Here is a 25,383-nt window from a genome sequence, read left to right as displayed (position 1 = left end):
AACTACTAGCAAGAAAGATTCCTTATCTCTATCGTTTACTGTTGCTGTACGCAAAAAAAGTTGCTGCAACATACCGGAAGGGAAAACGTTTCACTCGGACTGGTCACCGGCAGCTGGAAATTTGTTCGCTGGTCGCGATCAAGGCTTCCGACAGCCAGGGTTCGGGATCTGAGCTCGACAGGGCTTCATCAATGATCTGTCTTGCTTCCCGGCAACGACCCTGATCGGCCAACATTTGTGCCAGGTTATTTCGCGTTGCCGTGTGATCCGGATTGGTCTGTAACAATTTCCTGTAGCTTTGTTCAGCCTGGCTAAAGTTACCACTTTTGAAAAATGAATTACCGAGGCCAAACAGCGCCGTGGAATTATCGGGCCACCGGTCCAGCGCAGCCTGGTATGACGAAATTGCCAGGTTGAGTTGACCGGAAGATTCGGCCGCAGCCACCGCCTTCAAGTAACGGCTTTCATCGCCGGTCGCCGGCAGTTCGCCCGGGGCCAAAGCGACCATCCCCCAGGATTCGCCCCTTTGCCAGGTCTTGAGAAACCGCCGTGCGGACTGCTCCAACCGCTTCGTTGTCCCTGAACGAAGAACGATGCGGTCTTTTTCCAAAGAAAACCCGATCACGACTGCGTAATGCCATACCGGCAGAAGCCTGGCGCCGAGGTTTTGAAAAACCAGCACGGTCCGGCCATCGGCGAGCTCCGCCAGCAACGCGGAAATTTCCGGTGGGATCACATAAGGCATGCGTTCGTAGCTGCGCGTCGCGGCCAGCAATTCCGATTGGAAACTGCCGCGCTTTCCAGGGACATAGACCCTGGCTACCAGTTCTTCGGGCCGTACGCTCCGGCCTGAAGAGCTTAGCAGGGTCGCTAGTGCGGCGGGCCCGCACTGGTATTCCTCCTGTGGGAAAAACGGTGTCTCCTGCCACTCGACCGACAAAGGCAGATCGGCCTCGCCTTGCAAAACGTTGCCCGCGCAGCCTCCCACCAGCATCGCCAATGGCAGCAACAACGGTCGAGTGAATCGCGGGATCACACTTTCAGTCAGATGCCACGCACAAGGTTGGTCACATCGAGCAATTCAAGGATAAGAATCACGATGAATACGATGCCGAAGATCTCAATAGCGCCGGCGCCGGCTTTATTCAACCCGTTCAGGCTATTTTCCAGATTCAGTAGTTCAGAATTGCTCAGACTCGCGACACGGGCTTCGGCATTCGCCGGATCGACGCCGAATCTGATCAATTGATGTCTGACATTGTCCTTGGCCAGAATGTCATTGATCCTGTCAATCTGACCCTGCCGTTCCTGTGCTTCAATCAGCGAGTCCGTACCGATCATACCGGCCATCGATCCCTGCGGGAATCCCAGGCAAAGCAACCCGGCGATCAGCGCAATAACGAGCGACTTGACGAAAATAGGATTATGCATGCGTGTCACCTCCATGTTTAGACGGCTAAATAGTATCAGCTAATGCGTCCGCCATGAGCAAAAAAACGGCGATATGGCATCGATGCCGCCATTGTTCGCGGCGATGGTTTTTGCCGCATCGGGATTCCGGGAAAGTCCACGCCATCCACCGGGAAAAGCCGCTGCCGCCCGGTCGATAAGCAGGGATACACGGTGTTACATGGTCTGCCTTGCCTAGCGTACGATGATCTTGTTTTCCAGCCAGGGGGATTTCGGTACCAGGCCGTCAACCGCATCCAGCGAGAAAGTTTCGGGCCCGGACAAAGCCAGTTTTTGCGTCGTGCCGGATGGCATAGGACAGCTTTGTGTGTCCCGATAATCCAGTGCCGCGGCCAAGCGCCCTTCCGTGGAATCGCCCAGCGCGGCCGAGAAGTCATCGGCGACCGAACAACCCGTCACCAGCACCCCGGTGGTCCCGGTGGAGTTTGCCGGCGAGAAGCCATCGGTGAAGTCGCCAAAGTCTTTCGCGTTGAGGCCCTGGAACTGGATTGAGAAATAGGTCGTTCCGCAATTGTCGTCAGGGAAAAATCCGAAGGGCTTGCCGCAGGTCGTCGAACCAATCTGGATGATTTCGACATCGACGCCTTGCAGGCTGTTGATGATCGATTCGCTGGCCGAACAGGTGTTGGGCCCGGTCAAAAGAAAAACCCGGGTCAGATCCAGCGTTGGCAATGCCTGGCCGAATGGTGCGGAAAAACCCTGGCTGGTTGAGTGAAAAGGAATCGGGGCCAGCGGCTGACCGGTAACCGGGTTGGTCACCGGGTGTTTGTCGTTGAAAACGATACGCTCGAAGGTCCGGCCGGCTGTTGGCGCCGGACCCGCGATCATGTACGCCAGCTCGCTGGCAATATCCAGAAACCCGCCGCCGTTATAACGCATATCGATGACCAGGTCGTCGATGTTTGCGGCCTGCAAGAAGTTGATCGCATCGATCAATCCCTGTTCCGCCGTCGCGATGTGGTCGTTGAACAGCATGTAGCCGACTTCACCGGTTATCGTCGAAATAGTGCTGACATTTTGCACCGGCGTTGACACGACATTGGCGGATACCATGTCAAATGTACGACTGCTCCCCGCGCCAAAATCCAGTACGGTAAAGCTATGGGTTTCGCCGGCCTGGGCCGGGAAAAGGCCCGCATTCAATGCGTCAATACCCGCGCTGGTGTTGTCATTGACCAGGTCAAATCCATCGATCGCCAGCAACATCGCGCCGCGGGCGAGGACGGGTAGTACCGACTCCGCCGGCGTGCCCGGATCGATATAGGCAACCACGACATTTCGCGGCGGGACCGAGGAAATGAACGACAGATTCATGCCGTATCCCGCGCTCACGCCTGCCTGCGACAACGCCAGCCACTCATCCGTGGGAAAAGTAAAATGAAACTGGTCCTTGTCGGTGCCGGATGCTGTCGTGGCGAAGGTCTTGAGTAGGTCGAAATAGTCGAGGGTCTGGAAACCGGCAGGGTCCCGGTCGATAATTTCACTGTACCAAAGATACAGCTCGTCGCTCCAGGATCGCAGCCAGTTATTCTCGTCCAGGGTCGAGCCTTGCACATCCGGGAAGGGCCGGCCGTTCGCGTCCACACCGCTCCGTGGCGACGCGCAATGTGAGGAAAAGGTGCCGGATGGCAAAAAGACACCCTGTACCCAATTGCTTATCGGCGGAGGAGAGCCTCCGCCGCCACCACCGCCACAGGCTGCCATGAATACGGCGCCAAGCATGATGGCGAGACGGAAAAACGGGTAACGATCACTGTTGTACATGGCGTGCCTTACGGTGGTTTCCTGGAAACTGGTTTGACAAGCGCTAATGGCATGGGTTCGGTTGGGCTGTTAGTGTGTCAGCCGTCCGTTTGCATTGACAAACTACCACAGCAACGAAATTTTGGCCAAGGCGCCGGCGTGCAGCGTATGTGTTATGACTAATGAACCCGATCAGGGCAGGTTGGCCGATTTGATCGGTTTTGCGACCGACATGACGACGGTTATCGCAGCCATCAGCTTTTCCCTGGGTCTGTGGCTGAGCTTTTCCGCCGGCATTCTGGGACTACCGCTGCTGCTCCTCCTGGTCCCCTGGTTTGCCAAGTATCTTTTCATAATCTTGAGCTTCGCAGCGCTTGGCCGGCCGGATGTCCCCGTGTTGTCCGAGGAGTTGATCAACCCGGCCCAGGCTCGGCCACTGTTCATTCTTTTTCTGATCCTGGTTTTTGGCGCGGCATACTGGTCGGCGGCGAGAGTCAGCCAGGGAGCGGAAAATGCGGTAATCTTGTCGGCAATTTTTCTGTTGCCGGCGATGATCAGCGTTGTCGTCATCTCAGACAATCCGTTTCGCTCACTGAATCCGCTTAACCTTTTCAGGCTGATCTTATCGCTGCGGCTGGATTATGCCGGTGTTGCCATAGCCTTTGGTTTGCTGCCGGTCTTGTTCCCCGGGTTGCTGGCATTGCATCTGCCGACGCCGGTGGTCATTTTCGTCTTGCTTTACTGGCTGCTCATCGTGTTCCGTTTCCTCGGTCACGGTCTTTATCTGAACAGGGCGGAGTTGGGCTTGCAGGTGATAAATGCACCAGAGATCGCCGCGGCCAAGGCGGATCGAGCCGCGGCAACAGCGCACAAAGCATGCCTGGATGAAGTGCATCTGTATTCTTCGGCCGGAAAATATGATCGGGCATATAAAACTGTCTGCCAGCATATAAAGGAACAGGCCGACCCGGATAGTGCCGAGGCCTGGTTCCTCGAACGGTTACTGGCCTGGGAAAATACCCGGGTCGGCGTCAGGCTTGCGCGGGATGCGGTGTCCCGGTTGTTGGCGGCCAACGATACCGCCGCGGCGTGGCGTTGGTGTGAGCGTTGCCTGCGTATAGCCCCGGGTTTCAGCGTGAAAAGTTCAGGCGAAGCCCTGGCCCTGGCGATTTATGCGAAACAGGCTGGTCGGAAAAAGCTGGCGTATGCGGTCCTGCAGCCGTTCACTCGGGAAAACGGCGAAGATTTCCTGGCGCGGGAGGGCATGCTCCTGGCGTTAAAAATCGCCACGGCAGACCCGGCCATGCTCGCCGAAGCGAAACGCCTGGCAGAAATAATCACTCGTCGCATGGGAGAGCAACTGCAAGCCGGCGACCTGGCGCTGATCAGGGCAGTGCGGGATGTGGTTTCCGCGGACTAGGTGTCCCGCGGTTTCATGCACTTTAACGGCAACATGCTGTCTCAAATGACAGGGGAAAAGTTGCGGGGCTGCTATGTACAGACCAGGGTCATGGATCCACAAAAGCAGTGTGGCGCTATGTGGATCATTTCTGTTCGTACAATGTGGCAGTGAGTTTCAACCGCTACCGATACCTCAGCCGCCGCCGCCTTTGGCCCAGGTCATTCTCGATCTCAACGGGCTGTCGACCGCTAACGGCTTGATCCGCGTCTCCGGTGCGGAAGCTACCGGTGCGTTTGGCGTGCCGGTTGCCGGCGGTTTCGATTGCGATAATGACGGCTTCGTGGATTACGCACGCTCGGAGATGCTCGCTTCCCCGTTTTCCAGGGCGAATGCCGGGCAGGTTCGACTGATATTTGGCGATGGGCAGATAAATCAAAGCATCGATACCGCGGTTCCGAATACCCGTATTCTGACCATCGCCGGTTCGGCGCCCAACGAAGTGGCCGGCAGCGAGATCTGGATGGACGATGTAACCGGCGATGGTCTCTGTGATCTGTTGATCGCCCGGCAAAATTTCACCGAACCTGCGTCAGGAAGAATTGGCGCGGGCGCGCTGACCATTTTGGTCGGCAACAGTATCTTGCGAGATCTCGCCAACAACGGCGTGATCGTGGACCTCGCCGCCCCACCGCCCAGTGTCACGTTGTTTACCCTGGTTGGCGCGGCCGAACTCGATCGCCTGGGCATGTGGGTGCGCACCGGTGACGTTACCGGCGATGGGATTGCCGATATCCTGGTAGGCGCGGATCAGGAAGACAATGCAAGCGAATCCAACCGGGGCGCCGCCTACCTGATCCGGGGCGGTGTCCACCTCAATGCCAATCTGACCATCGATCTGGCCGGCTTTGGCGCGACCGCGCTGGCCGGGCACATCGCGAAAATTACGCCACCGCCGGGATCGGCCGATTATCACTTTGGCGCAACCGTTGCTTTGGCCGATCTGGATAACAACGGGCGCAGCGAAGTCTTGATTGCTGCCGCATTGTCACGGATTGGCGGCAGTTTGCTGGCCGATGGGGCGCCGAACAACTCGGCAATCCGCCATGGCGGCAATCCCGGCGGCAGCTTGTTCATTGTCTGGGACGATAACTTTCCGCTCGGCACGAGTTGGGCCAGCGGTTTCAGTTTTTCGGTGGACAGTGCGCCTGGCAGCACCACGCGTATAGACGGCGGCAGCGTGCCGAATCTGTTTAGCAACGAGCGCTTCGGCGAGGAGTTACTGGGCGGCCTCGATTATGACGCCGACGGGACCGCGGACCTGTTCGTTGGCGATATTAGCGGTGTTTCCCGCACAGACCGGGTCAGGGCTGGAGTGGGCCATGTGTTTTTTTCGGCATCCCTGCTGAGAAATCAGAATTTCTCGATGACCACGGGTCCGGCCGGTGTGCGGACCACGACGATCCTCGGGCCAGCCGGCGCCATTTCCAGCGATACCTCCTTGCATGGGGACATCGATGGCGATGGTATTGCCGATCTGGCCATAGCGGGGCCCCTGGAAAACCCGCTGGGAAGGGTGCAGGCGGGGGTCGTTCATATTTTGTGGGGGCAAGCGGGGCGGTGGCCGGAGGTCATCGATTTGCAGAATGACCGGCAACCCGATCCAGCGGTGTTCGCGATCACTGACATATATGGAGCGAATGGCGAGCGCTCGGTCGACGACGCCGGTGACACGCTGATGTACAGTGCCGCCGCTGCGGATATGGATCGGGACGGCAAGATCGACCTGATCATTAATGAAATGCGCGGCAACGGCGTGTCGCCGACGGCGCTGGACGTTGGCAACCTGCTGATTATCAGTGGTGAAATCGTGCCCCGCCGCTGAGCCGATCAGTGCAAGACCCGCGCTTCTCCACGTTTGCGCGGATCCGATGCCACCCGGTAGCGATCGCCATCCCGCCAGACGATCTGGAGGTCGCCATAGTCCCATCTATGCGGCCTGGGCCGGTAACCTTTCTCGATCAGACCCTCGATCGTGGCATCGGACAACGGCCGGCTCCGGCTATAAGTCACCAGGTCGGGTGGCAGCAACTGGTGGTGAAACCGGCTGGCGCCAGCGGCTTCTTCGGGTGTCATGCCAAAGTCGAGAATATTGACGATCGCCTGAAACACAGTGGTAAATATCGTCGACCCGCCCGGTGTTCCCAACACCATGCTGATTTCGCCGTCTTGCAAAAGGATCGTCGGCGACATCGATGACAACATCCGTTTACCGGGTTGGATTTTATTCGCTGTTTTTCCGACGACACCGTAGATGTTTGGAGCACCGGGTTTGGCGCTGAAATCGTCCATTTCGTTGTTGAGCACGAATCCGGCGCCTTCGACGACCACGCCGCTGCCGAAGTAGCTGTTTAACGTGTAGCTGTTGGAAACCGCGTTGCCGTCTTTATCCGCGATGGAAAAATGGGTTGTATGGGGTGACTCCAGCCCGGGCGGTACACTGTCGATCGAAGAAATTGCATCCCTGTCAACTTCCGCGGCGCGCGCTTCGATATAGTCATCGGCGATCAGCTTGTCAATCGGTACATCGACGAAATCGGGGTCGCCAAAATATTCCGCCCGGTCCGCGAAAACCCTTTTTTCCATTTCGGCGATCAAGTGCACATATTGTGCGGAGTTGTGGTCTAGCCCATCGAATTCTCCGGCCAGGTGGTCTTTCATCTTGAGCAACTGGATGATCGCGAAACCACCCGAACTCGGTGGCGGCGCCGACAGCAACTGGTAGTCACGCCACGACGCCTTGAGTGGTTCCCGCCAGACCGGCCGATACTCGATCAAGTCATCCCTGCCGATCAGTCCACCACCGCGTTTCATTTCATCGACGAAATAGACAGCGGTCTCTCCCTGGTAAAAACCGGCACGACCGTTCGCCGCGATTCGCCTGAGAGTCTCCGCCAGCTCGGGTTGCGAAAACACGGCCCCGGCCTCCAGTTTGCCGAAATACCGATCGAAATTGGTTTTTCCCGCGTAGGTTTTTCGCTTTCTCTTTGTCCGTGCCGCCAACATTTTGTCTGCCACAAAACCGTTTTCCGCCAGGTCGATCGCCGGCGCGAGTAATTCAGCCCACGCCATGCTGCCAAATCGCTGGTGCGCGGCCCACATGCCAGCCACGGTACCCGGTACGCCGGGGGCCCTGTGACCGACCCGGCTCAAGCCCGGAACGACATCGCCATTTTCATCCAGATACATATCGCGGCTGGCGGCGGCTGGCGCGACTTCCCGGTAATCCAGAAAATAAGATCGGCCATCCATATAGATCAGCATGAAGCCGCCGCCGCCGATGTTGCCGGCCTCGGGATAGGTCACGGCGAGCGAAAAGGCCGTGGCGATCGCCGCATCGACTGCGTTGCCGCCGGCGCCCAGCACGAGTTCGGCAACGTCGGCCCCATATCTGTCAGGCATGGCAAAAGCCGCCTGGCTGGCGGGCGTTATGGAAGAAGTCTGATCCGCCGGCGCGCAGGCGGTCAGCAGAAAACCGCAGAAAACCGCGTACAAAACGGAACGGCGAACCAGCATCGAAAGCACCTTGTTTCTCGGAAATACGAATCCCGAGCGGCTTATACTGGAGAAAGTTCTCGCCAATAGCTACCTGCGCCGGCCGACCTTCAGGGTTAACGGGCTGACTGAATGCTGGTGAGCCATCAGGGCTTCCCAAAGACCATCACCCGGGGACTGCCCGATGCTCGCGAAGCTGTGCGCCTGCAAAAACCGTGATGTAAGTCACAGACTCCCAATGGCAAGGAATTAATATTGTTGTTCAATCATTATGTAATCTCGTGATACTTGGTATCAGGAGGGAATCATGACTTCAGACCCTAAAGTCAAATCGCCCGATGGCCCGGATCAAAAGGGACCTGACGATATCGTGAAAAATAAGAATAATCCCAACATTTGGGATGGCACCATCAAAACGTTAAAGTTGTCGATCATGAAGACCGGAATCTTCGGCGGGGCTAAAGTGCAAGAGGCCTTGCAGGAGCTGCAAGACCAGGACACGAGCGATGCAAGGATCGACTCGTCTGAAGAACTCGATGTCAGTGTGAGCGATGCCGGATTCAATCCTTATGATTCGTCGTGGAAAAAGTAAGCAGGCGCCTTCTGTTCGCGTTAACGACACAGTTAGCTCAGTTCAGTCCAGCGCTTGCAGCGTCATCAGGATTTCATAGCGAAGACTGTCAATTGTCAAATTGATCTGGCTGATACTCGCTTCGGGTTCCCCCAGGATTCCGGACTCCTCTGCCCAGGCCTTGCCAAGCTCGGTGGCGGCCTCCTGCACCGAGGCCGGCATTACCATGCTCAGGTCTTGCAGGCCAAGAACCACTGCCCACCCTTTTTTTTCACTTCCGGCGACGGTGCCGGGCGAAAAATGCCCAAGAAAAACCACTTCATGCAAATCGGCCATGGCGATAATCATTTCAAAGCCGGCGGCACGAATGTTTCGGTTAGCCTCGGTTTGTTCGTTCCGCCAGGTGTTGTAGCCGAGACTGGTCAGGGCGACAAGAAAACTGATCAGCGCAACGGCGTTTCGTTGTAACTGTGTCTTAATGGGTAGTTTTGCGTTATCGGGCATCGCTAAAAGTCTTGTTTTACGGTCTTGCTAAGAAAGACCGCATCAGCCTGCCGATTATTACGGCGCCCATAATGCGGCCATCCGGGTTAGCCGATTGAGAATCGCGCTAGGCGGCGGTATGGACGCTTGCTGTTTCGGTTTCTATGCCGGCGTAATAAATGTAGACGTTTTCCTCGACCGTCAGTAAATCGATATATTTCGGGTGTACGAACAAGGTCTCACGGCCGGATTTACTTTCCTTGAGTACACCGATATCGCAAAGCTGTTTGAGATAAACAGATGCCGTCTGGCGTTTGGCGATCCCTGCATCGACCAGGTTTCCGATCCTGCAGTAAGGTTGTTTGAACAACAACTCGCTCAGCTCCCAGGAATAAATTCTCGGCAACTTTTTTTGAATAAATAAACTCGTGTGTTGCATCAATTCGCGGATTGATTTGATTTTCTCGGTGGTCCACAAGCAGGTTTCTTCGACGCCTTCGATGACAAATTCCAGCCACGGCTCCCAGGCCTTTTTGGTTGTTACTTCGAGCAACAGGCGATAATAATCTTTTCTTTTGCGAATGATGTAGCGGCTCAGATAAAGAATCGGTGAATCGAGCAACCCCTGTTCGACCAGGAACAGGATATTCAGAATCCGGCCGGTTCGGCCGTTACCGTCATTGAATGGATGAATGGCTTCAAACTGGTAATGCTGGATCGCCATTTTTACCAGTGGATCCATATTCGATTTATCGTGCAGAAATTTTTCCCAGTTAGCGAGTTTTTCCGCTATCAGCTTTTTCCCCTCGGGTGGCGTGTAGATGATTTTTCGGCTGGCGCTGCTTTTGAGATTTGTTCCCTTGTTATCGCGGATGTCCAGTTTCTTGTCATTCTTGACGGTACGGCAAAGACCGATCGCCGTCTTTACCGTGAGTGAACCCAGTTGCACGGCACGGCTGCCTTCAAATAATGCTCGCCGATAACGCAATGCTTCTTTTGTCGCCGGGTCCGCCTTGTCTTCCGCGACGTCGGCAAATTCAAAAAGCTTGTCCGTCGTGGTTACGATATTTTCGATTTCCGAACTCGCGCGGGCTTCCATCAGCGGCAGTGCATTGACCAGGACCGCTGCATTGGGGATTAACTCGGCGGCCTGTTTCAGTTCCGCAAGCGCCACGCGCGCCGAAATACATTTTTTCAATATCGCGGATGTTTCGATTTCGCCATCCGCTGGCGGCAGCATCGGCAGGTCGTTGTATGGCGTTTGAGGGTCGAATTTGGCCATCGCAAAACACTCCTTGTAGCGCTGGTCGCGATGTGTCGATCGAAAAGACACATGCGGTAGATATGTCGATTTTTCACAAGTTTTTCGACATGTTTTGAGTATATGTCGATGAAATGGACAAATCAAGCAAACCTGTCGATTTTCATCGGTTTTTTCGACATATGTCACGGAAATGTCGATACGCTGCACATGTTCAACTAAAAGGCAAGATAAAACAATCACTTAGAGATTTCGGAAAATCACCAGCCAGGATTATGTTAAACAATGTGGCCGCTGACGCGATACAGACCTGCGAACCAGGCATTTGTCGATGACGCTCGAGCCCGGTTTCTGCTTTGTTATGATGACTACTTGTTGCCGCCACCCAGCGATCCCCATGTCCAGTCAACCCATGCCTCGCAGAAACGATCCTTGCCCCTGTGGCAGCGGGAGGCGTTACAAGCACTGCTGCGCAGGAAATCAGGCTGCGGCAAGCGTCAAAGCAGCCACCGCGAGAGCGACTCCCGACTACAACGAGCTGGGGTACATCCGTGATGGTCTCGATACGCCGCAAAAACAAGCGCTTTATTGTGCCGACCAGCCACCCGGGATCGTGGCAACCCGGGGTTTGGTGCCGCCGGGGATATTGATTATCAAGAAATACCTGGATCCGGCGCAGTGTCAGTTCATCGTTGATTATGCGAATCGACAGGGTGGGGAGAAATCCACGATCCAAAGTGAGGTTGTGCGGGAATCAGGACAGGCTGCGACCCGTGAGTCGACCGCGAGGATTACCGAGTATGTGGATATCGCGGGGATCAACGATCATGTCAATTCCCTGGTAAGCGATATTTTTCTTCATGAGGTGCAGCCATTCTACTCGACCGAGCTCGAATGGTTCGAATGCCCGGAGATACTTCGTTATCACAAGGGCGGGCACTACGAGCCGCATTCCGATGCGGACAACTGGACTGCATCGAAACGAAAATGGTCACGTGGGATGGACAGGGATTACAGCCTGTTGCTTTACCTGAACAATGATTTTACCGGCGGCGAACTCGATTTCCCGCATTTCGGTTTTCGTATACGCCCGGAGGCCGGCATGCTGGCTTGTTTCCCGTCGGATCATCGATACCTGCACGCGGCGAAACCGACGTTGTCAGGAACGCGGTATGTACTGGTCGGCTGGGCTGCTGCGAAAGGAAGCCAACGCGTCAACGACCGGCCACCAGACCGCGCGGTCAGGCTGAACGAATAAGGCCGCGGAAATCGGCTGGTAATTCCCTCGGGCGTACCTATTCCAGGGTGGCGATATAGGCGGTGACATCCCGAACCTGCTCATCGGTGGCCAGGATCATCGCCATCGGCCGCATTTGCGCGCCATAGATATCTTTCGGGTCAGTGCCCCGTATGCCGGCCTTGAAATTGTCGATCTGACGTTTGATGTACCAGTCATACTGTCCAGACAGGCGTGGCGCATTCAATGAGACATTGCCTTCCCCGTTGGCCCCATGACAGGCCACGCAAACCGCAAACGCCTTTTTACCGGCATCGGTATTGCCCTCAATAGTGGCTGCCAGTTTTGGAAGCGGCAGAGTCGCGATATACGCGGCAACATCCATTACCGCCTGTTCATCCGGCAGGGTTAGCGCCATCGGGCGCATTTGCGCGCCAAAAATATCCTCTGCGTGCGCGCCGCGCACCCCTGCCCGGAAATTATTCAGTTGGCGGACGACATACCATTCGTCCTGACCGCCGGTCGCGGGAGCATTCAGCACTGCGTTGCCCTCGCCATCCTTACCATGGCAAGCCATGCAGACATTAAACAAGACCTTCCCTTTTTCGGCGTCGCCATCGGCGGCTTTTGCAACCATCGTGTTGCTAAGCACAATGATGAAAATCAAGGCAATTCCCGGTAGTTTTTTCATGGCGTCCCCGCTTGCGGTATGCATAATTGGGAAACAAACTACCTAACTCTCTGTTTTTCTTCAAGCATTTTGCGAGCTGCTTTCCCGGCGATGGTTTTGCAGTGCGGTTTTGGAGTCGCGTGCTACACTCGGCCCTGTAACGGGAGCATCTTGCAACAGGGATCGTGGAAGTCACCTTATTTTTTTGTAACCAGGCCAGTGTCGAGCCTGACGGAAAGCTAAGTCTTCAAGGCGTGTTGAGCGAGTTGTATGCCCCGGCGTTTCCCGCCAGACAGGAACGGTTGTTTTTGGCCGGAATCATAGAGTGGCAACGTGCTGACGAGGGGAAAAAAGAATTCCTGATACACCTGAAAGACCCGGACGGGCTGGCTATTTTTACCATTGAAGGCCATACCGATGTGGACAGCAGACCGGAAACCCGGGCACCGGCAGTGACCCAGCTGGTGTTGCCGATGGAAAAACTGGTATTTGAGGCGGCGGGCGAATACCAGGTGGAAATCATGATCGCCGGCCAGCAGATCAACGGTCCTAAACTGTATTTAATGAAATCCGAAAAGGCAGATTTGTAGTTTGTAAAAGCAAGTAGTTTGTAAAAGCAATAGGCACAATTCGCAACGCGAAGAGAAATATAAAAATGTCAATTTCTGTTCTGGAAGCTCTTGCTCATTTTAAAAAACCGGCCCTGGTTATCTTAAGCGGGCTGGCGGGTTTTGTGGGGGGAATCTGGGTAAACAGCACTTATTTTGGCGATGCCACACCCGTTCAGCCCATCGAATTCAGCCATAGAATCCACGCTGGCGAAAACGAAATCCCCTGTCAATATTGCCACGTCTATGCCGCCCGTACGCCGGTGGCCGGCGTGCCATCGGTGGAAAAATGCATGGGTTGCCACAGGTCGGTCGCCACCGACAAACCCGAGATCATCAAGGTGGCGCAATATTACGCCGACCGCAAACCCATACCCTGGATCAAAGTCTATGACGTTCCCGATTTCGTGCATTTCACCCACAAACGGCACATCAGGGCCGGCCTGGAATGCGCAACATGTCATGGCCCGGTCGATACCATGGATCGAATAACCCGACAGCAACCACTGCGCATGCCGTGGTGCGTCGATTGCCATACACACAAAGAGGTCGAAAACGGACGCGATTGCTGGACATGCCATAAGTAAGAGCAGCAGAAGCTGCGAGACTCGAGGGCGAGATGAGTAACAAGATTAATCGTCGGGATTTTCTGAAGTTTATCGGCGCCGGAACACTCGGTGCGGGTGCTGGTTTTCTCATTGCCGATGCTTCTAAGATGTCAACCGAGTTCCTGATCCCGCAGGTCAATCTGCCCGAAGATTATTCACCTGGAATCGCGACCTGGTACAATACTGTCTGCACGCTATGTTCGGCCGGTTGCGGGATCTCGGTCAGAATCCGGGAAGGGCGAGCCAAAAAAATCGAAGGCAACCCGTCTCACCCGGTCAATCAGGGCAGGCTGTGTGCGTTGGGGCAAGCCGGTTTGAACGTGTTGTATAACCCGGACCGGATAAAAACCCCGTTGCTCAGGGATGGCGAGCGTGGCAGCGGCAGTTTTAGCCCGATCAGCTGGGACCAGGCGCTGACCACCATCTCCGGTGTCCTGGGTACGCTGAAAATTCAGAAAAAAGCCAACAATGCCTACCTGCTTAGCGGTGGCGTCAACGGTCATTTGCATGAGCTGTTTGCCCTGTTCATGGATCAGCTGGGCTCGGAAAACTATCTGCAGCATGAGTTTTCACACCCGGCCAGCCTGTATGCGGCGAACAAGGCCTGTTTCGACGTAGATGTCCTGCCTTATTACGATATTGCTAACAGCAAGTACCTGCTTTCTTTTGGCGCGGATTATCTGGGCGCCTGGTTGTCGCCGGTTCACCACAGCGTTGCATACGGGCACTTGCGGCAGGGGACCCAACAGCGCGGCCGCTGTGTGCAGGTTGAGCCGCGGATGTCGCTGTCGGGAGCAAATGCCGACGAGTGGGTAGCAGCCCGGTCTGGCAGCGAGGGCATGCTCGCCCTGGCGATGGCGCATTCCATCGTCGAACAAGGATTGTATGCGGCTGCCGATGCCGCTGACTGGAAGCGGGCGCTCGGCGCTTATTCGCCGGCCAGCGTTGCCGAACGAAGTGGAATATCGGCTGATCGCATCGTACGGATTGCGACAGAATTTTCTGCCGCCAGTCCCAGCCTGGCTATAGGAGGCGGGGCCGCCGGCGCATCGACAAATGGCACGGCTAACCTGGTCGCGGTCAATGTGCTCAATTATATCGGCGGCAATATCGGCGAAGCTGGCGGGATATTGTTTAACCCGGCCAGCACATTTTCCAGTGACCCTCCACGACCGCGCGCCGGCTATCAAGACATGCTGGAATTGTTTTCATCGCTGAGCGGCGATGACGCCGAGGTGCTGATTCTTCACGATACGAACCCGGTCTTTACCCTGCCTTCCTCCGCGAACGTTAAAGAGGCGGTGATGGCGGTTCCGTATGTCATCGGCATGTCGAGCTTCATGAACGAAACGATGGCGCTGGCCGATATTATCCTGCCGCTGGACACCTACCTGGAAGCCTGGGGTGACAACATCCCCGACCCGGGTGTCGGCTTCGCGGTTGCCTCTATAGCCCAGCCGGTCGTCAAGAGACTCTACGATACGCGGTCGGCCGGCGACATCATTCTCGCGCTGGCGCACCAGATCGGCGGCGAGCTTCCCGCCAACATGCCGTGGACGTCGATGGAAAATTACCTCATGGAAATGTGGCGGGCGATCTATCAGCGCAAAAGCAACGATAGCAGCGACCAGGGGTTCAGAAAATTCTGGTTGAGTATCCTGGAATCAGGGGTTTGGGGTGAGCGGCCGCGGCAACTGGGTCGTCCGCGCCAGGCCATGGGCCGGGCGATGTTGTCGGCAGTTGGCATGGCGCAGCCATCTTTTGCCGGCAAGGAGAGTGAATATCGGTTTGTGATGCAGCCCTATCTGAGTTTGGCTTTCCGGGACGGGCGCGGCGCCAATTTGCCGTGGATGCAGGAACTTCCCGATCCGCTGACCAGTATCGTCTACAACTCCTGGGTTGAATTGAACCCAAAAACAGCCGCCGAGCTTGCCATTCGCGAAGGCGACGTTTTGCTGGTCGAGTCCGCGGCCGGCCGGCTCGAAGCGCCGGCTTTTATCTATGAGGCGATCCGGCCGGACGTGGTGGCTATGCCGATCGGGCAAGGCCACGGCAACTACGGCCGTTACGCGAGCGGCCGAGGCTCGAACCCGATTGAGATTCTGGCGCCTGAGACCGATACCGACAGTGGCGCGCTGGCCTGGTCGGCAACCCGCGTGAAAATTTCAAAAACCGGCAGGCGGGTCCACGTTATCAAGACCGACGGTACGACGCGGGACCTGGGGCGAAATATTCTGGGGCACGAACATGGCCATGCCTGATTACAGGAGACGTAGATGAGCACAGCTTTGGAAAAATTCAGGAAGTACAGAAAGCCAGGCTATTACGACAAGTTCGATTACCACTGGACGATGTCCATTGACCTGGATCGTTGTACTGGCTGTGAAGCCTGCGTGGTCGCCTGTCAGGCGGAGAACAATCTGCCCATCGTCGGTGAGCAACAGTTTGCGATGCGTCGGGAAATGAAATGGATCAGGATCGAGCGTTACTGGGAGGGCGAGTACCCGGACATCAAGCTGCAATTCATCCCGATGCTTTGCCAGCAATGCGATCAGGCCCCCTGTGAAATTGCCTGTCCGGTTTTTGCGACTTATCACAACCAGGACGGGCTCAATACGCAAGTCTACAACCGCTGTATCGGTACCCGGACCTGCGCCGTTTATTGCCCATACGAAGTCCGTTTCTTCAACTGGTTCACCTATGAGTGGGATGAGCCGCTGGAGCAGCAGTTGAACCCGGATGTCACTGTCCGCGAAAAAGGCGTGATGGAAAAATGCACCTTTTGCATTCAGCGTATACGCCAGGCCAAAGACGCAGCGAAGGATGACGGCCGTCGCCGGGTTCGTGACGGTGAAATAAAGCCAGCCTGCGTGCAAAGCTGCCCGACCGAGGCCATGGTTTTTGGCGACCTCAACGACCCGGACAGCCAGGTCTCGAAGATGGCCAGAAACCCGCGTGGCTACCATGTCCTGGAGGAGTTGAATACGACGCCGTCAATTGTTTACCTGAAGCGGGTCCAGGCAGATGGCTGAATATATCGAACCGACTTATGCCGAGGTCAACAAGGATGTCCTGCGGGCGATGATGGAGACCGGTCCGAAGTACTGGGCAACGCTTGGTACTTCGATCGCGGTCGCCGGCATCTGTTTTTTCATTCCCTGGTTTTATCAGCTGGAGGTGGGCGTCGGCGCCGCCGGGATGAATCGCAGCGCGGTCTGGGGTACCTACCTGTCCAACTTTATATTCTGGATCGGGCTGAGTCACTCGGGCACCTTGCTGTCGGCGGTGCTGCATATCACCAACAGTTCCTGGCGCAAGGCGATTTATCGCAGCGCCGAAGCGATGACCCTTTTCTCGCTGATTACCGCGGCGCTTTTTGTCATGGTGCATTTGGGCCGGGTCTGGTTTGTACACTGGACCATCCCGGTGCCGAACCAAATGGATTTATGGCCAAATTTCCGGTCGCCGCTGATGTTTGATGTCATGGCGATTACCACCTACCTGACGGCCAGCTCGATTTTTATTTACATGGGATCGGTGCCGGATTTTGCCGCGGTACGCGATGCAAGTACCGGGCTGCGGCGCAAGCTCTACACGATATTTTCCTTCGGCTGGAGGGGGACGGCCAAGGAGTGGCACACGCTGGGCTGGGCCTATACTTTTTTTGCGGTGCTGGTTATCCCGTTGGCTGTATCGGTGCACAGTATCGTGTCCTGGGACTTCGCCTTGTCACTCGTGCCTGGCCTGCACCACACCGTCTTCGCGCCCTATTTTGTGACCGGGGCGATATTCTCGGGAACAGCGGGTATCGTCACGGTCATGTTTCTGTTGCGCAAATACATGAACTTCGAGCGTTACATTGGTGAAATCCACCTGGTCAACCTGGGGAAACTCCTGGTCCTCCTGTCGCTGATCTGGACTTATATCAACATCATGGAGGTGTTTACGACCTGGTTTAGCGGCAGTTCTTACGAGCTGGAGGCGCTCAAATGGCGGCTGACCGGTTTTTACGCGCCGATGTTCTGGGAAATGGTCCTGTTTTGCGCTGTCGTTCCGTTGTTGATTTTGTTCAAGAGAATCCGGACCTCGTGGAAGTCCATGCTGATCATCTCGATCCTGATCAACATCGGCATGCTCAGTGAAAGGTTCATCATCGTCGCGACTTCGCAGCCGAGAAAATTCCTGCCCAACGCATTCGGCTTCTATTTCCCGTCGGCCGTCGAAATTTCGATCACCATCGGCTCCTTCGCGGTTTTCACGACTTTGTTCCTGATATTCGTCAAGTGGGTACCGGCCGTGTCCCTGTACGAGGTAAAGGAAACGCTGAAACCATTGCGGAGGTCGAGTTGAAATGAACACTAATGTAATGGGTATTTTTGAGTTCGAGGACGAATTCATCAGCGCACTGCGCAGGCTCAAGGAATCGGGTTTCGACGAATTGACGGCGATGTCGCCGATACCGCTGCATGAGGCCGATCGTATTCTTGGTTTCGGCAAATCAGCGGTCCGGCGCTATACGCTGGCGGGGACTTTGTTCGGCGCGGTCGCGGGCTTTGCGTTGAGCGTCTTGACGGCATTGACATTCATCCTGCCGACTTCGGGGCGCCCGATCATTACTATTCCGCCATACCTGATCATCAGCTACGAGATGACGATCCTGTTCGGGGTGCTGTTTACCTTGCTCGGTTTTCATGTCGTCTCCGGTTTGCCCGCCTGGCGGGACAGGATTTATCTTCCATCATCCAATGTGGACCGGTTTACGCTGGTCGTCGAATGCGCCGAGGGCGAAAAGAGCGAGCTGGCGGAAAATATCATTCTTGACTCCGGCGCCGAGGCAGTGAACCGGGTGGAGGGGGATCGATGAAGCGGCCTGCAGCGATACTTTCGCTGGTGGGTCTGGCCCTCGTTATGGGGGTCATTCCCCGATCTTCAGCCCTGCCCTGGGATGAAGACATGCGTAACCAGCCCTCGATCAAGCCACAGGAATCCCTGGTCCATACCAATGCCAGTTCCGTACCGACAAAGAACAAGGAAACCATTCCGACCCCGGCCGGCATTAACGAGCTGGTGCTGGCCAGGCTGGCTGCCGGCGAGCTTGAAAACCCGGTCCGGGCAACGCCCGAGTCGCTGGACCTGGGCAGATCGTTGTATGAGGTCCATTGCCAGACCTGTCACGGCGGCCTGGGCAGGGGGGATGGGCTGGTCGGGCTGAAGTTCGTGGTCGCGCCGATGGACCTGACCATGGACTATGTGCAATTCCAGCCCGATGGCCAGATATTTTTCACGATCACCCACGGCAGTATTGCGATGCCATTCTATCGCGACGCCATCCCCGAGGATGAGCGCTGGCATGTGGTTAATTATATCAAACATGTATTGGGTCAGAAATGAACGGTGTTCCGGAAATAGCGCTCGGTGTGCGGGCGAAGAATGGCGGGTATGGTAAATGGCTGCTGTTTTTTGCCGTCGTATTTATTGTTTGCATGGCAATGCTGGCTTATGCGCTGCAGACCGGTTCAGGCGAAGTACCCTGGGCGTTTCTGACTGCAAATTTTGTTTTCCTGCTCGGCGTCAGCCAGTTTGGCGCGGCGTTTACCGCGATGATGCGCGTGATCGGCGCCAAGTGGGCGCGCCCATATTACCGGTTGGGAGAAGTCCTGACGCTCGCCTATATGCCGATCGCTATTGGCAGTTTGCTGATCATTTATTATTTCGGGCGGCACGATCTCTTCTACTGGCTGGACCTGGCGCCCGGCGAGCACCGTAACGCATGGCTGAATGAAACCTTTTTGCTGACCAGGAACCTGGTCGCGCTGATCGTTTTTTATGTTTTGGTTGCCGTGTCTTTCATTTATGGCCTGCTCCCCGATATAACACAGGAGAGCGCGACGAGCGGTCCGCGTTGGCGGCGTGCCATGTACCGCCGCCTGCTGAAAATGAAGGCAGCCAGGGACCAAGCAAAACTCAAGCGCTTCGTTTACTTTTATTCACCGCTGATCTTGCTGAGCTGCGCTCTCGCCAACACATTCATTGCCTGGGATTTCGGCATGATGCTGACGCCGCACTACCACAGCTCGGTTTATCCCATGTATTTCATGGTCGGCAATATGTTCGGGGGGACTGCCGTACTGCTTCTGCTCAGCGTTTTGCTGCGGCGTGTGATCGCGGTCGATGATTATTTTTCGACGCTGCATGTGAAAAGCCTGGGGATCATGCTGACGGGCTTCTCACTGCTGTGGCTGTATTTCTTCTGGGCGCAGTTTTTTGTCAGTTGGTTCGGCAATTTGCCGCAGGAATACGGGCCGCTGTGGAAACAAATGCACGGTTTTTACGGGCCCTATTTCTGGGTCATGATGAGCTGTATAGTCGCGATCCCGATCGGCAGCATGATTTTTGCCTGGGTTAAAAGAAGCTGGTGGGCGATGGTCATCGTTACGCTGATCATGACCCTGGGCATCTGGATCAACCGCTACTTGATGGTAATTTCATCGCTTTACGATGAATACACGCCATTTGCCAGTATTCCCGACTACTTCGCGTTTGCCGGGATTTTTGCGGGATTTTTGATGATCCTGCTGTTCCTGTTCAACGTTTTCCCGATGATTTCGATGTGGGAGTTGCGTGACGCAGCCAAACCGGAACATGATAGTGTCGAGTGACGATTTCGCGCCGTTTGTAGTGGCCAGCCAGGGCTAACGGAGACGATGTAACCATGATAAAAGCCGGAAATTTCGCGCTAATACCGGTTGCGCTGACTTTGCTTTTGCTGGCCTGCGAAGGAGGCCAGGAATCGGCAATCAATGAAAATGTAAGCCGGGTAACGCTTGCCGACCACATCAACCTGATCGATTTTGGTGACTACGTCGTGCATATCAATGCGATCGTCACCAGCCAGGTTCCTGCCGACGTAGCCCGTAACCTGGGGATTACCCGTAGCGACAACAGGGCAATGCTCAATGTTGTGATTACCAGAAAAATTGGTGGTGCGTTCGGTTCGTCGGTCAAAGGCACAGTAACCGGAACCGCAGTCAACCTCGTCGGGCAGTTGAAAAACATGACCATAAGGGAGGTCACCGAACACAATGCCATTTATTATATCGGTGAGGTCGTCGTGGTGGACGGGGAGACTTTATTCTTCAACGTCGATGTCACCCCGGACGGCGAAAGCCGGACTTACCATCTGAGATACAAGGGCCAGTTTTACTCGAGTTGATCCGGAATCCACGATTTTTTTGAAGACTCTTTCCGCAAGCTCGAAATACCGCATATCGGCTTTATGACTAAACCCCGGAATCATCCCGCGCTGCCACCCGAGGCAATGGCCAGGATTCTGGAAGTCACCGAGCAACTTGCCGCATCATTCGATCTGACGGCGATGCTGGCTGAAGTGGTCAGCGTCAGTCGATCGATCCTGGGGGCAGACATGGGGGCGCTTTGGCTTTACCAAGCGGATTCGCATGATCTGGTTATCAAGGTTCCCGAACTCGATTCGCCCGACCGGGTTGCCGCGGGCGATGGCCTGGTCGGCGAATGCCTGCTGTCGCGACAGATTATCAATGTTCAGGATTGCTACGCCGACCCTCGATTCCAGGGGGCGGTTGACAAGGCGACCGGGTACCGGACCAGGACCATGCTCTGTGTCCCGCTGGTGGGTAGGGACGAAGCGCTGGTAGGGGTTCTCCAATTGCTAAACAAGAATTCGGGGGAGTTTGATAAAGACGATGAATTGATTGCGCGCTCGCTGGCAGCACAATGCGCAGTTGCGCTGCAAAGAACCCAGTTGACTGAGGAATTATTTGAAAAAAGACATCTGGACGAAGAGGTCAATATCGCGCGTGAGATCCAGATGAGCACCTTGCCGACCCGGATGCCGTCGGTGCCTGGTTACGACCTGCATGGAACGTTCCTGCCGACCTCGCAAACCGGTGGCGATATGTTCGACTTGGTTCTGCTCGATGGCCAGTTATTCATGCTGCTGGGGGATGCTACCGGCCATGGATTCGGACCGGCATTGTCGGCAACGCAGATGCAGGCAATGATGCGGGTCGCCTTTCGTGTTGGGGCAGACCTCGATTCTGCGTTCATGCATGTCAACAACCAGCTTGCCGAGGATCTGCCGGATGACCGCTTCATCACGGCGTTCATGGGGTTTCTGAACCCCGACACCCATCACGTGAGATTCCATTCCGGCGGCCAGGGGCCGATTCTGCATTTCCACGCCGAGAACGGCGATTGTGAATGGCACAAGCCCACCAGTTTCCCGGTCGGCGCCATGGAGATGGATGCCCCCGATGAGGCGAAATTGCTCGTCATGCAGCCCGGTGACATTCTAGGCCTGATCTCGGATGGCGTTTTCGAGTACGAAAACCAGCAAGGCCAGCAATTTGGCGAGGGCCGTGTTGCCGAGGTCATGCGGGCTTACCATAATATCGCCATGGCCGATCTCAGCCAGCAATTGCTCGATGCCACCTTTGCATTCGGCAAGGAAGTGCCGCAGGCGGACGATATCACCGTGGTTTTGCTTCGCCGGCTGCCGATTTCGGGCATGTGAACGCTCGCATGGCCTGAAATCGAGGCCGGCAAGCCTTTGCGAGGGGCTTTGGCTGGTCTACACTAGCCCCGGACGAAAAATCGCCGGACACAAGAACAAGATGTAGGCGCGGGGGAGAACCAGTCACCGGTAAACGGCTGCCTTCCAGTCGGCGGCATGCTGGTGTTTGGGTTTAGTAATGGGAGTCGATCGATGGAAAAAAAGTTCAGAAGAAGTTTTGAAGAAATCCGCAACATCGTATCCATGACCGCGGATTTTTTCGCGCAGGAAAGCCTCGACAGTTCGCTGCGCAACACAGTTGACCTCGCCACCGAAGAGTTGTTTGTCAACATGGTCACTTACAACACCGAAACCGAGGCCGATATTCTGATCGAGATGCAGCGGGCCAATGGCGGTATCGAAGTCAGCCTGACCGATTATGGCGTCGATCGTTTCGATCCGACCGAAGCGACAACTTTAGATACGGAAGTTCCGCTAAAGGAAAGGAATCCCGGTGGACTGGGGCTTTACCTGGTCCTCAAAATGGTCGATTCCATTCACTACGAGTATCGCGACCGGACCAGTAAAATCACCTTCAGGCAGGGAGTGGCTTAGGCGATGTTTGAGATCGACTTTGGCGCAGATGGGGTGATTGTTGTCGTGGGACGGCTCGACGCGGCCGAGGCGGACCGCGCCCAGGCTTTTCTGGACGAAGTGCCTGGAGCCTGCGTGCTCGACATGGAAAAGCTGGAATACATATCGAGTGCGGGTCTGGGAGTTTTGCTAAAGACTCATAAAAGGCTGACGGCAACGGGTTCGGGCTTGAAAATGATCAAGGTCAGCAGTCATATCAACGATATTTTCAAGTATTCGGGTTTTGACCGCCTGTTCGAGATCGAAACCGCCGATGGATAATGGTTGCTGATGGAGTTTAATGAATCACGGCCAGGATCAAGGATCAACGGCTGGTTTCCCCCTTGCATCAACTTTTTGGCTGCCCGGCAGTAGTTATGAGTAAGGATCGTGATACGGAGCTGATAAGCGACTGCAGAAGGGGCGATCGGAATGCCCTGGAAACACTGGTCAGGCGCTACGAGAAGCCGATATACAACGTTGCTTACCGGATGCTGGGAAATCCTGATGACGCAGCCGATATTACCCAGATCGCGTTCCTCAAGGTTTTTGAAAACCTTGATCGGTACAACCCGAAGTTTAAATTTTTCAGTTGGATTTACCGGATCGCAGTCAATGAATCAATCAATCTTCTCAAACGGCGTGGTCACCTGGAGCCTTTCGATGACAGACAGGCGTCAAACCTGCGTGACCCAGAGGAGATGGTCGAAGCCGAGCGCCTCTGTAATTGCGTTCAGGAGGTCTTGATGGAATTGCAGGAGGAATATCGTGCGGTCATCGTGTTACGGCATTTTACCGAGTGCAGTTACCACGAGATTGGCGAGATTCTGCAGATCCCCGACAAGACAGTGAAATCCAGGCTATATACGGCGCGGCAGATAATGAAGGATAAGCTCTCGGCAAAGGGTCTGGTTGGCAAATGAACGACAAGAAATACATTGAGCTGATCCAGGCCGAGCTTGACAACGAGCTAAGTGTCGATCAACAAGCCGAGCTCGATACTTTGCTGGATGCATCCGCCGAAGCCCGAGCATCGAGAAAAGACTTCCGCGATCTTGCGGGTCTGCTGCGTAAGATTCCCGCGCGTCAACCTCCTGAAACTCTGCGCCGGAGTATTCTTGCGCAGATAGAGCTTGCCGGCCGCCAGCGGCCGGCGCCATCGGCTTGGGCCATGCCCGCAGCGGCGCGCATGGCCATGGCTTTTGCCGCCGGCGTCGTGGTCACCATCGGCTTGTTCCGGCTGGCGCCTGCGGATATCGGATCCATCGATACGCGGAGTTTGGTGGGATCCATGGTCAACAACCAGGCGCTGCCAGATGGGCTGTCTCGGGATCGGCTCGAGCTTGGCCTCGATACTGTGCAAGGCTCGGTTGAGTTGCACCGCAACAATAATCTGTTGATGCTCGAATTCGCATTCGATTCCAAGGCACCGCTAAACCTGGTGCTGGATTTCGTGGGTCAGGGCTTGCAATTTGAGGGTTTTGCGCATCAGTCGGTCGCCCCGCCAGATTTGCAGGTATCCGCGGATTCCATTGCTATCGTAGCGAACGGCGATCAGTCGTTCGTGGTTTTTCTGGCCTATACTGACGAAAAAGACAGGGGTTTTGCGGCCAGCATAACACTTGAGTTTCAATTGGCAGGAGGGCAGACACACCAGTTCGCTTTGACGGACCGGTAGGGTTGCCAACTTTTCAGGCGATAGCCTGTATTTGAACTAGAATCGTAAAAACCCCGAACCGGGGAACGAGAGGAGCAAAGGCATGACAACTAACACATCAAGCAATAACAGGACCATGGTTCTGATTGTTAGCCTGCTCGTGGTCATCGGGGTGATCGCGTATGTCGGCGACATGTTTCCATTCGGTGACGAGCAGGCCAGCGGTACCATAGCGCCGGCAGAACGCTATCGAGCGGATCAGCTAACTGCTGATGATATTAATCTCGGCGATCAGGCAATTCAGCAATTCATGCAGACAGACACGTACACACTGCTGGCGAACGACCAGGCATTCCAGAACGCCCTAAGCAGCGAAAGTTTCCGCGACGCACTGAACAGTGAAGGCCTCCGCGACGCGCTAAACAGTGAAGGCTTCCGCAACGCGCTGAACAGTGAAAGTTTCCGCAACGCAATGAACAGTGAAGGCTTCCGCGACGCACTGAACAGTGAAGGTCTCCGCGACGCGCTGAACAGTGAAGGTTTCCGCGACGCGCTAAACAGCGAAGGCTTCCGCAACGCACTGAGCAATGAAGGCCTCCGCAACGCACTGAGCAGTGAAGGCTTCCGCGACGCAATGAACAGCGAAGGTCTCCGCGACGCACTGAACAGCGACGGCTTCCGCGACGCACTGAACAGCGAAGGCTTCCGCGACGCGCTGAGTAGTGAAGGCCTCCGCAACGCGCTGAGCAGCGAAGGCTTCCGCAACGCACTGAACAGCGAAGGTCTCCGCGACGCGCTGAACAGCGAAGGTTTCCGCAACGCGCTGAGCAGCGAAGGCTTCCGCAACGCGCTGAGCAGCGAAGGTTTCCGCAACGCGCTGAGCAGCGAAAGCTTCCGCGACGCGCTGAGCAGTGAAGGCCTCCGCGACGCACTGAGCAGCGAAGGTTTCCGCGACGCG

Annotated in this window: 25 protein-coding genes and 1 pseudogene; 19 read left to right on the top strand and 7 right to left on the bottom strand. The window is 55.6% G+C overall.

Annotated features, from left to right (window positions below; genetic code table 11):
* Positions 1-103: 103 nt before the first annotated feature.
* From IIA05_10175 to IIA05_10165, 3 genes are all read right to left on the bottom strand, one after another.
* Positions 104-1,036: a PA2778 family cysteine peptidase gene (locus IIA05_10175; protein MCH9027470.1), complete on the bottom strand. Its 933-nt coding sequence runs from the start codon at positions 1,034-1,036 to the stop codon at positions 104-106.
* Between the two features lie 8 nt (positions 1,037-1,044).
* Positions 1,045-1,431 (bottom strand): PA2779 family protein, encoded by a 387-nt coding sequence (locus IIA05_10170; protein ID MCH9027469.1) that lies wholly within the window; start codon positions 1,429-1,431, stop codon positions 1,045-1,047.
* 213 nt (positions 1,432-1,644) lie between these two features.
* Complete coding sequence (locus IIA05_10165) at positions 1,645-3,174, bottom strand: peptidase (GenBank protein MCH9027468.1); 1,530 nt, start codon at positions 3,172-3,174, stop codon at positions 1,645-1,647.
* Positions 3,175-3,388: 214 nt separating this feature from the next.
* Between IIA05_10165 and IIA05_10160 the strand changes: the two genes are divergently transcribed.
* Both IIA05_10160 and IIA05_10155 read left to right on the top strand, forming a co-directional pair.
* Positions 3,389-4,633, top strand: coding sequence for a hypothetical protein (locus IIA05_10160; protein MCH9027467.1), 1,245 nt, complete (start codon positions 3,389-3,391; stop codon positions 4,631-4,633).
* Positions 4,634-4,823: 190 nt separating this feature from the next.
* Entirely contained in the window at positions 4,824-6,497 is a 1,674-nt protein-coding gene (locus tag IIA05_10155; GenBank protein MCH9027466.1) for an FG-GAP repeat protein, read from the top strand.
* A 5-nt stretch (positions 6,498-6,502) separates the two neighbouring features.
* Here IIA05_10155 and ggt read toward each other — a convergent pair whose 3' ends face one another.
* Positions 6,503-8,188 (bottom strand): gamma-glutamyltransferase, encoded by a 1,686-nt coding sequence (gene ggt / locus IIA05_10150; protein ID MCH9027465.1) that lies wholly within the window; start codon positions 8,186-8,188, stop codon positions 6,503-6,505.
* Between the two features lie 286 nt (positions 8,189-8,474).
* Between ggt and IIA05_10145 the strand changes: the two genes are divergently transcribed.
* Positions 8,475-8,759 (top strand): hypothetical protein, encoded by a 285-nt coding sequence (locus tag IIA05_10145; protein ID MCH9027464.1) that lies wholly within the window; start codon positions 8,475-8,477, stop codon positions 8,757-8,759.
* A 42-nt stretch (positions 8,760-8,801) separates the two neighbouring features.
* Here the strand turns inward: IIA05_10145 and IIA05_10140 are convergent, their stop codons facing one another.
* Complete coding sequence (locus IIA05_10140) at positions 8,802-9,242, bottom strand: hypothetical protein (protein ID MCH9027463.1); 441 nt, start codon at positions 9,240-9,242, stop codon at positions 8,802-8,804.
* 106 nt (positions 9,243-9,348) lie between these two features.
* Entirely contained in the window at positions 9,349-10,503 is a 1,155-nt protein-coding gene (locus tag IIA05_10135; GenBank protein MCH9027462.1) for a Fic family protein, read from the bottom strand.
* Between the two features lie 376 nt (positions 10,504-10,879).
* Between IIA05_10135 and IIA05_10130 the strand changes: the two are divergent.
* Positions 10,880-10,972, top strand: a pseudogene (locus IIA05_10130) (SEC-C domain-containing protein).
* An 805-nt stretch (positions 10,973-11,777) separates the two neighbouring features.
* Here IIA05_10130 and IIA05_10125 read toward each other — a convergent pair.
* Positions 11,778-12,410, bottom strand: coding sequence for a cytochrome c (locus IIA05_10125; GenBank protein MCH9027461.1), 633 nt, complete (start codon positions 12,408-12,410; stop codon positions 11,778-11,780).
* Between the two features lie 287 nt (positions 12,411-12,697).
* Between IIA05_10125 and IIA05_10120 the strand changes: the two genes are divergently transcribed.
* The 15 genes from IIA05_10120 to IIA05_10050 form a co-directional block, all read left to right on the top strand.
* Complete coding sequence (locus tag IIA05_10120; GenBank protein MCH9027460.1) at positions 12,698-12,979, top strand: hypothetical protein; 282 nt, start codon at positions 12,698-12,700, stop codon at positions 12,977-12,979.
* A gap of 65 nt (positions 12,980-13,044) precedes the next feature.
* Complete coding sequence (locus IIA05_10115) at positions 13,045-13,584, top strand: cytochrome c3 family protein (protein MCH9027459.1); 540 nt, start codon at positions 13,045-13,047, stop codon at positions 13,582-13,584.
* Between the two features lie 32 nt (positions 13,585-13,616).
* The gene (locus IIA05_10110; protein ID MCH9027458.1) at positions 13,617-15,866 is read left to right on the top strand and encodes a molybdopterin-dependent oxidoreductase; all 2,250 of its coding nucleotides are present in this window, start codon (positions 13,617-13,619) and stop codon (positions 15,864-15,866) included.
* 15 nt (positions 15,867-15,881) lie between these two features.
* Positions 15,882-16,637 (top strand): 4Fe-4S dicluster domain-containing protein, encoded by a 756-nt coding sequence (locus tag IIA05_10105; protein MCH9027457.1) that lies wholly within the window; start codon positions 15,882-15,884, stop codon positions 16,635-16,637.
* On the top strand, positions 16,630-17,955 hold the full coding sequence (gene nrfD / locus IIA05_10100) for a polysulfide reductase NrfD (GenBank protein ID MCH9027456.1): 1,326 nt from the start codon (positions 16,630-16,632) through the stop codon (positions 17,953-17,955). Before IIA05_10105 ends, nrfD begins: the two co-directional genes overlap by 8 nt.
* Before the next feature lies 1 nt (position 17,956).
* Positions 17,957-18,469, top strand: a complete 513-nt coding sequence (locus IIA05_10095; GenBank protein MCH9027455.1) for a DUF3341 domain-containing protein — start codon at positions 17,957-17,959, stop codon at positions 18,467-18,469.
* Positions 18,466-18,996 (top strand): cytochrome c, encoded by a 531-nt coding sequence (locus IIA05_10090; protein ID MCH9027454.1) that lies wholly within the window; start codon positions 18,466-18,468, stop codon positions 18,994-18,996. Before IIA05_10095 ends, IIA05_10090 begins: the two co-directional genes overlap by 4 nt.
* Positions 18,993-20,264 carry a hypothetical protein gene (locus IIA05_10085; GenBank protein MCH9027453.1) on the top strand — a complete coding sequence of 424 codons (1,272 nt, stop codon included), beginning with the start codon at positions 18,993-18,995 and terminating at the stop codon, positions 20,262-20,264. The genes IIA05_10090 and IIA05_10085 overlap by 4 nt, the downstream gene beginning before the upstream one ends.
* A gap of 53 nt (positions 20,265-20,317) precedes the next feature.
* Complete coding sequence (locus tag IIA05_10080; GenBank protein ID MCH9027452.1) at positions 20,318-20,818, top strand: DUF4426 domain-containing protein; 501 nt, start codon at positions 20,318-20,320, stop codon at positions 20,816-20,818.
* Positions 20,819-20,881: 63 nt separating this feature from the next.
* Complete coding sequence (locus tag IIA05_10075; GenBank protein ID MCH9027451.1) at positions 20,882-22,156, top strand: SpoIIE family protein phosphatase; 1,275 nt, start codon at positions 20,882-20,884, stop codon at positions 22,154-22,156.
* A 192-nt stretch (positions 22,157-22,348) separates the two neighbouring features.
* On the top strand, positions 22,349-22,750 hold the full coding sequence (locus tag IIA05_10070) for an ATP-binding protein (protein MCH9027450.1): 402 nt from the start codon (positions 22,349-22,351) through the stop codon (positions 22,748-22,750).
* Between the two features lie 3 nt (positions 22,751-22,753).
* Positions 22,754-23,050: an STAS domain-containing protein gene (locus tag IIA05_10065; protein MCH9027449.1), complete on the top strand. Its 297-nt coding sequence runs from the start codon at positions 22,754-22,756 to the stop codon at positions 23,048-23,050.
* 95 nt (positions 23,051-23,145) lie between these two features.
* Positions 23,146-23,691: a sigma-70 family RNA polymerase sigma factor gene (locus IIA05_10060; protein ID MCH9027448.1), complete on the top strand. Its 546-nt coding sequence runs from the start codon at positions 23,146-23,148 to the stop codon at positions 23,689-23,691.
* Entirely contained in the window at positions 23,688-24,446 is a 759-nt protein-coding gene (locus tag IIA05_10055) for a hypothetical protein (protein MCH9027447.1), read from the top strand. Before IIA05_10060 ends, IIA05_10055 begins: the two co-directional genes overlap by 4 nt.
* Before the next feature lie 82 nt (positions 24,447-24,528).
* Positions 24,529-25,383, top strand: an 855-nt coding sequence (locus IIA05_10050) for a hypothetical protein (protein ID MCH9027446.1), incomplete at its 3' end; no start/stop codon positions are given.

The sequence above is a fragment of the Pseudomonadota bacterium genome (assembly GCA_022572885.1).
GTDB lineage: Bacteria > Pseudomonadota > Gammaproteobacteria > Steroidobacterales > MnTg04 > MnTg04.
The sequence above is the reverse complement of the archived record's forward strand: the minus strand, read 5'-3'. Positions and strand labels throughout refer to the sequence as shown.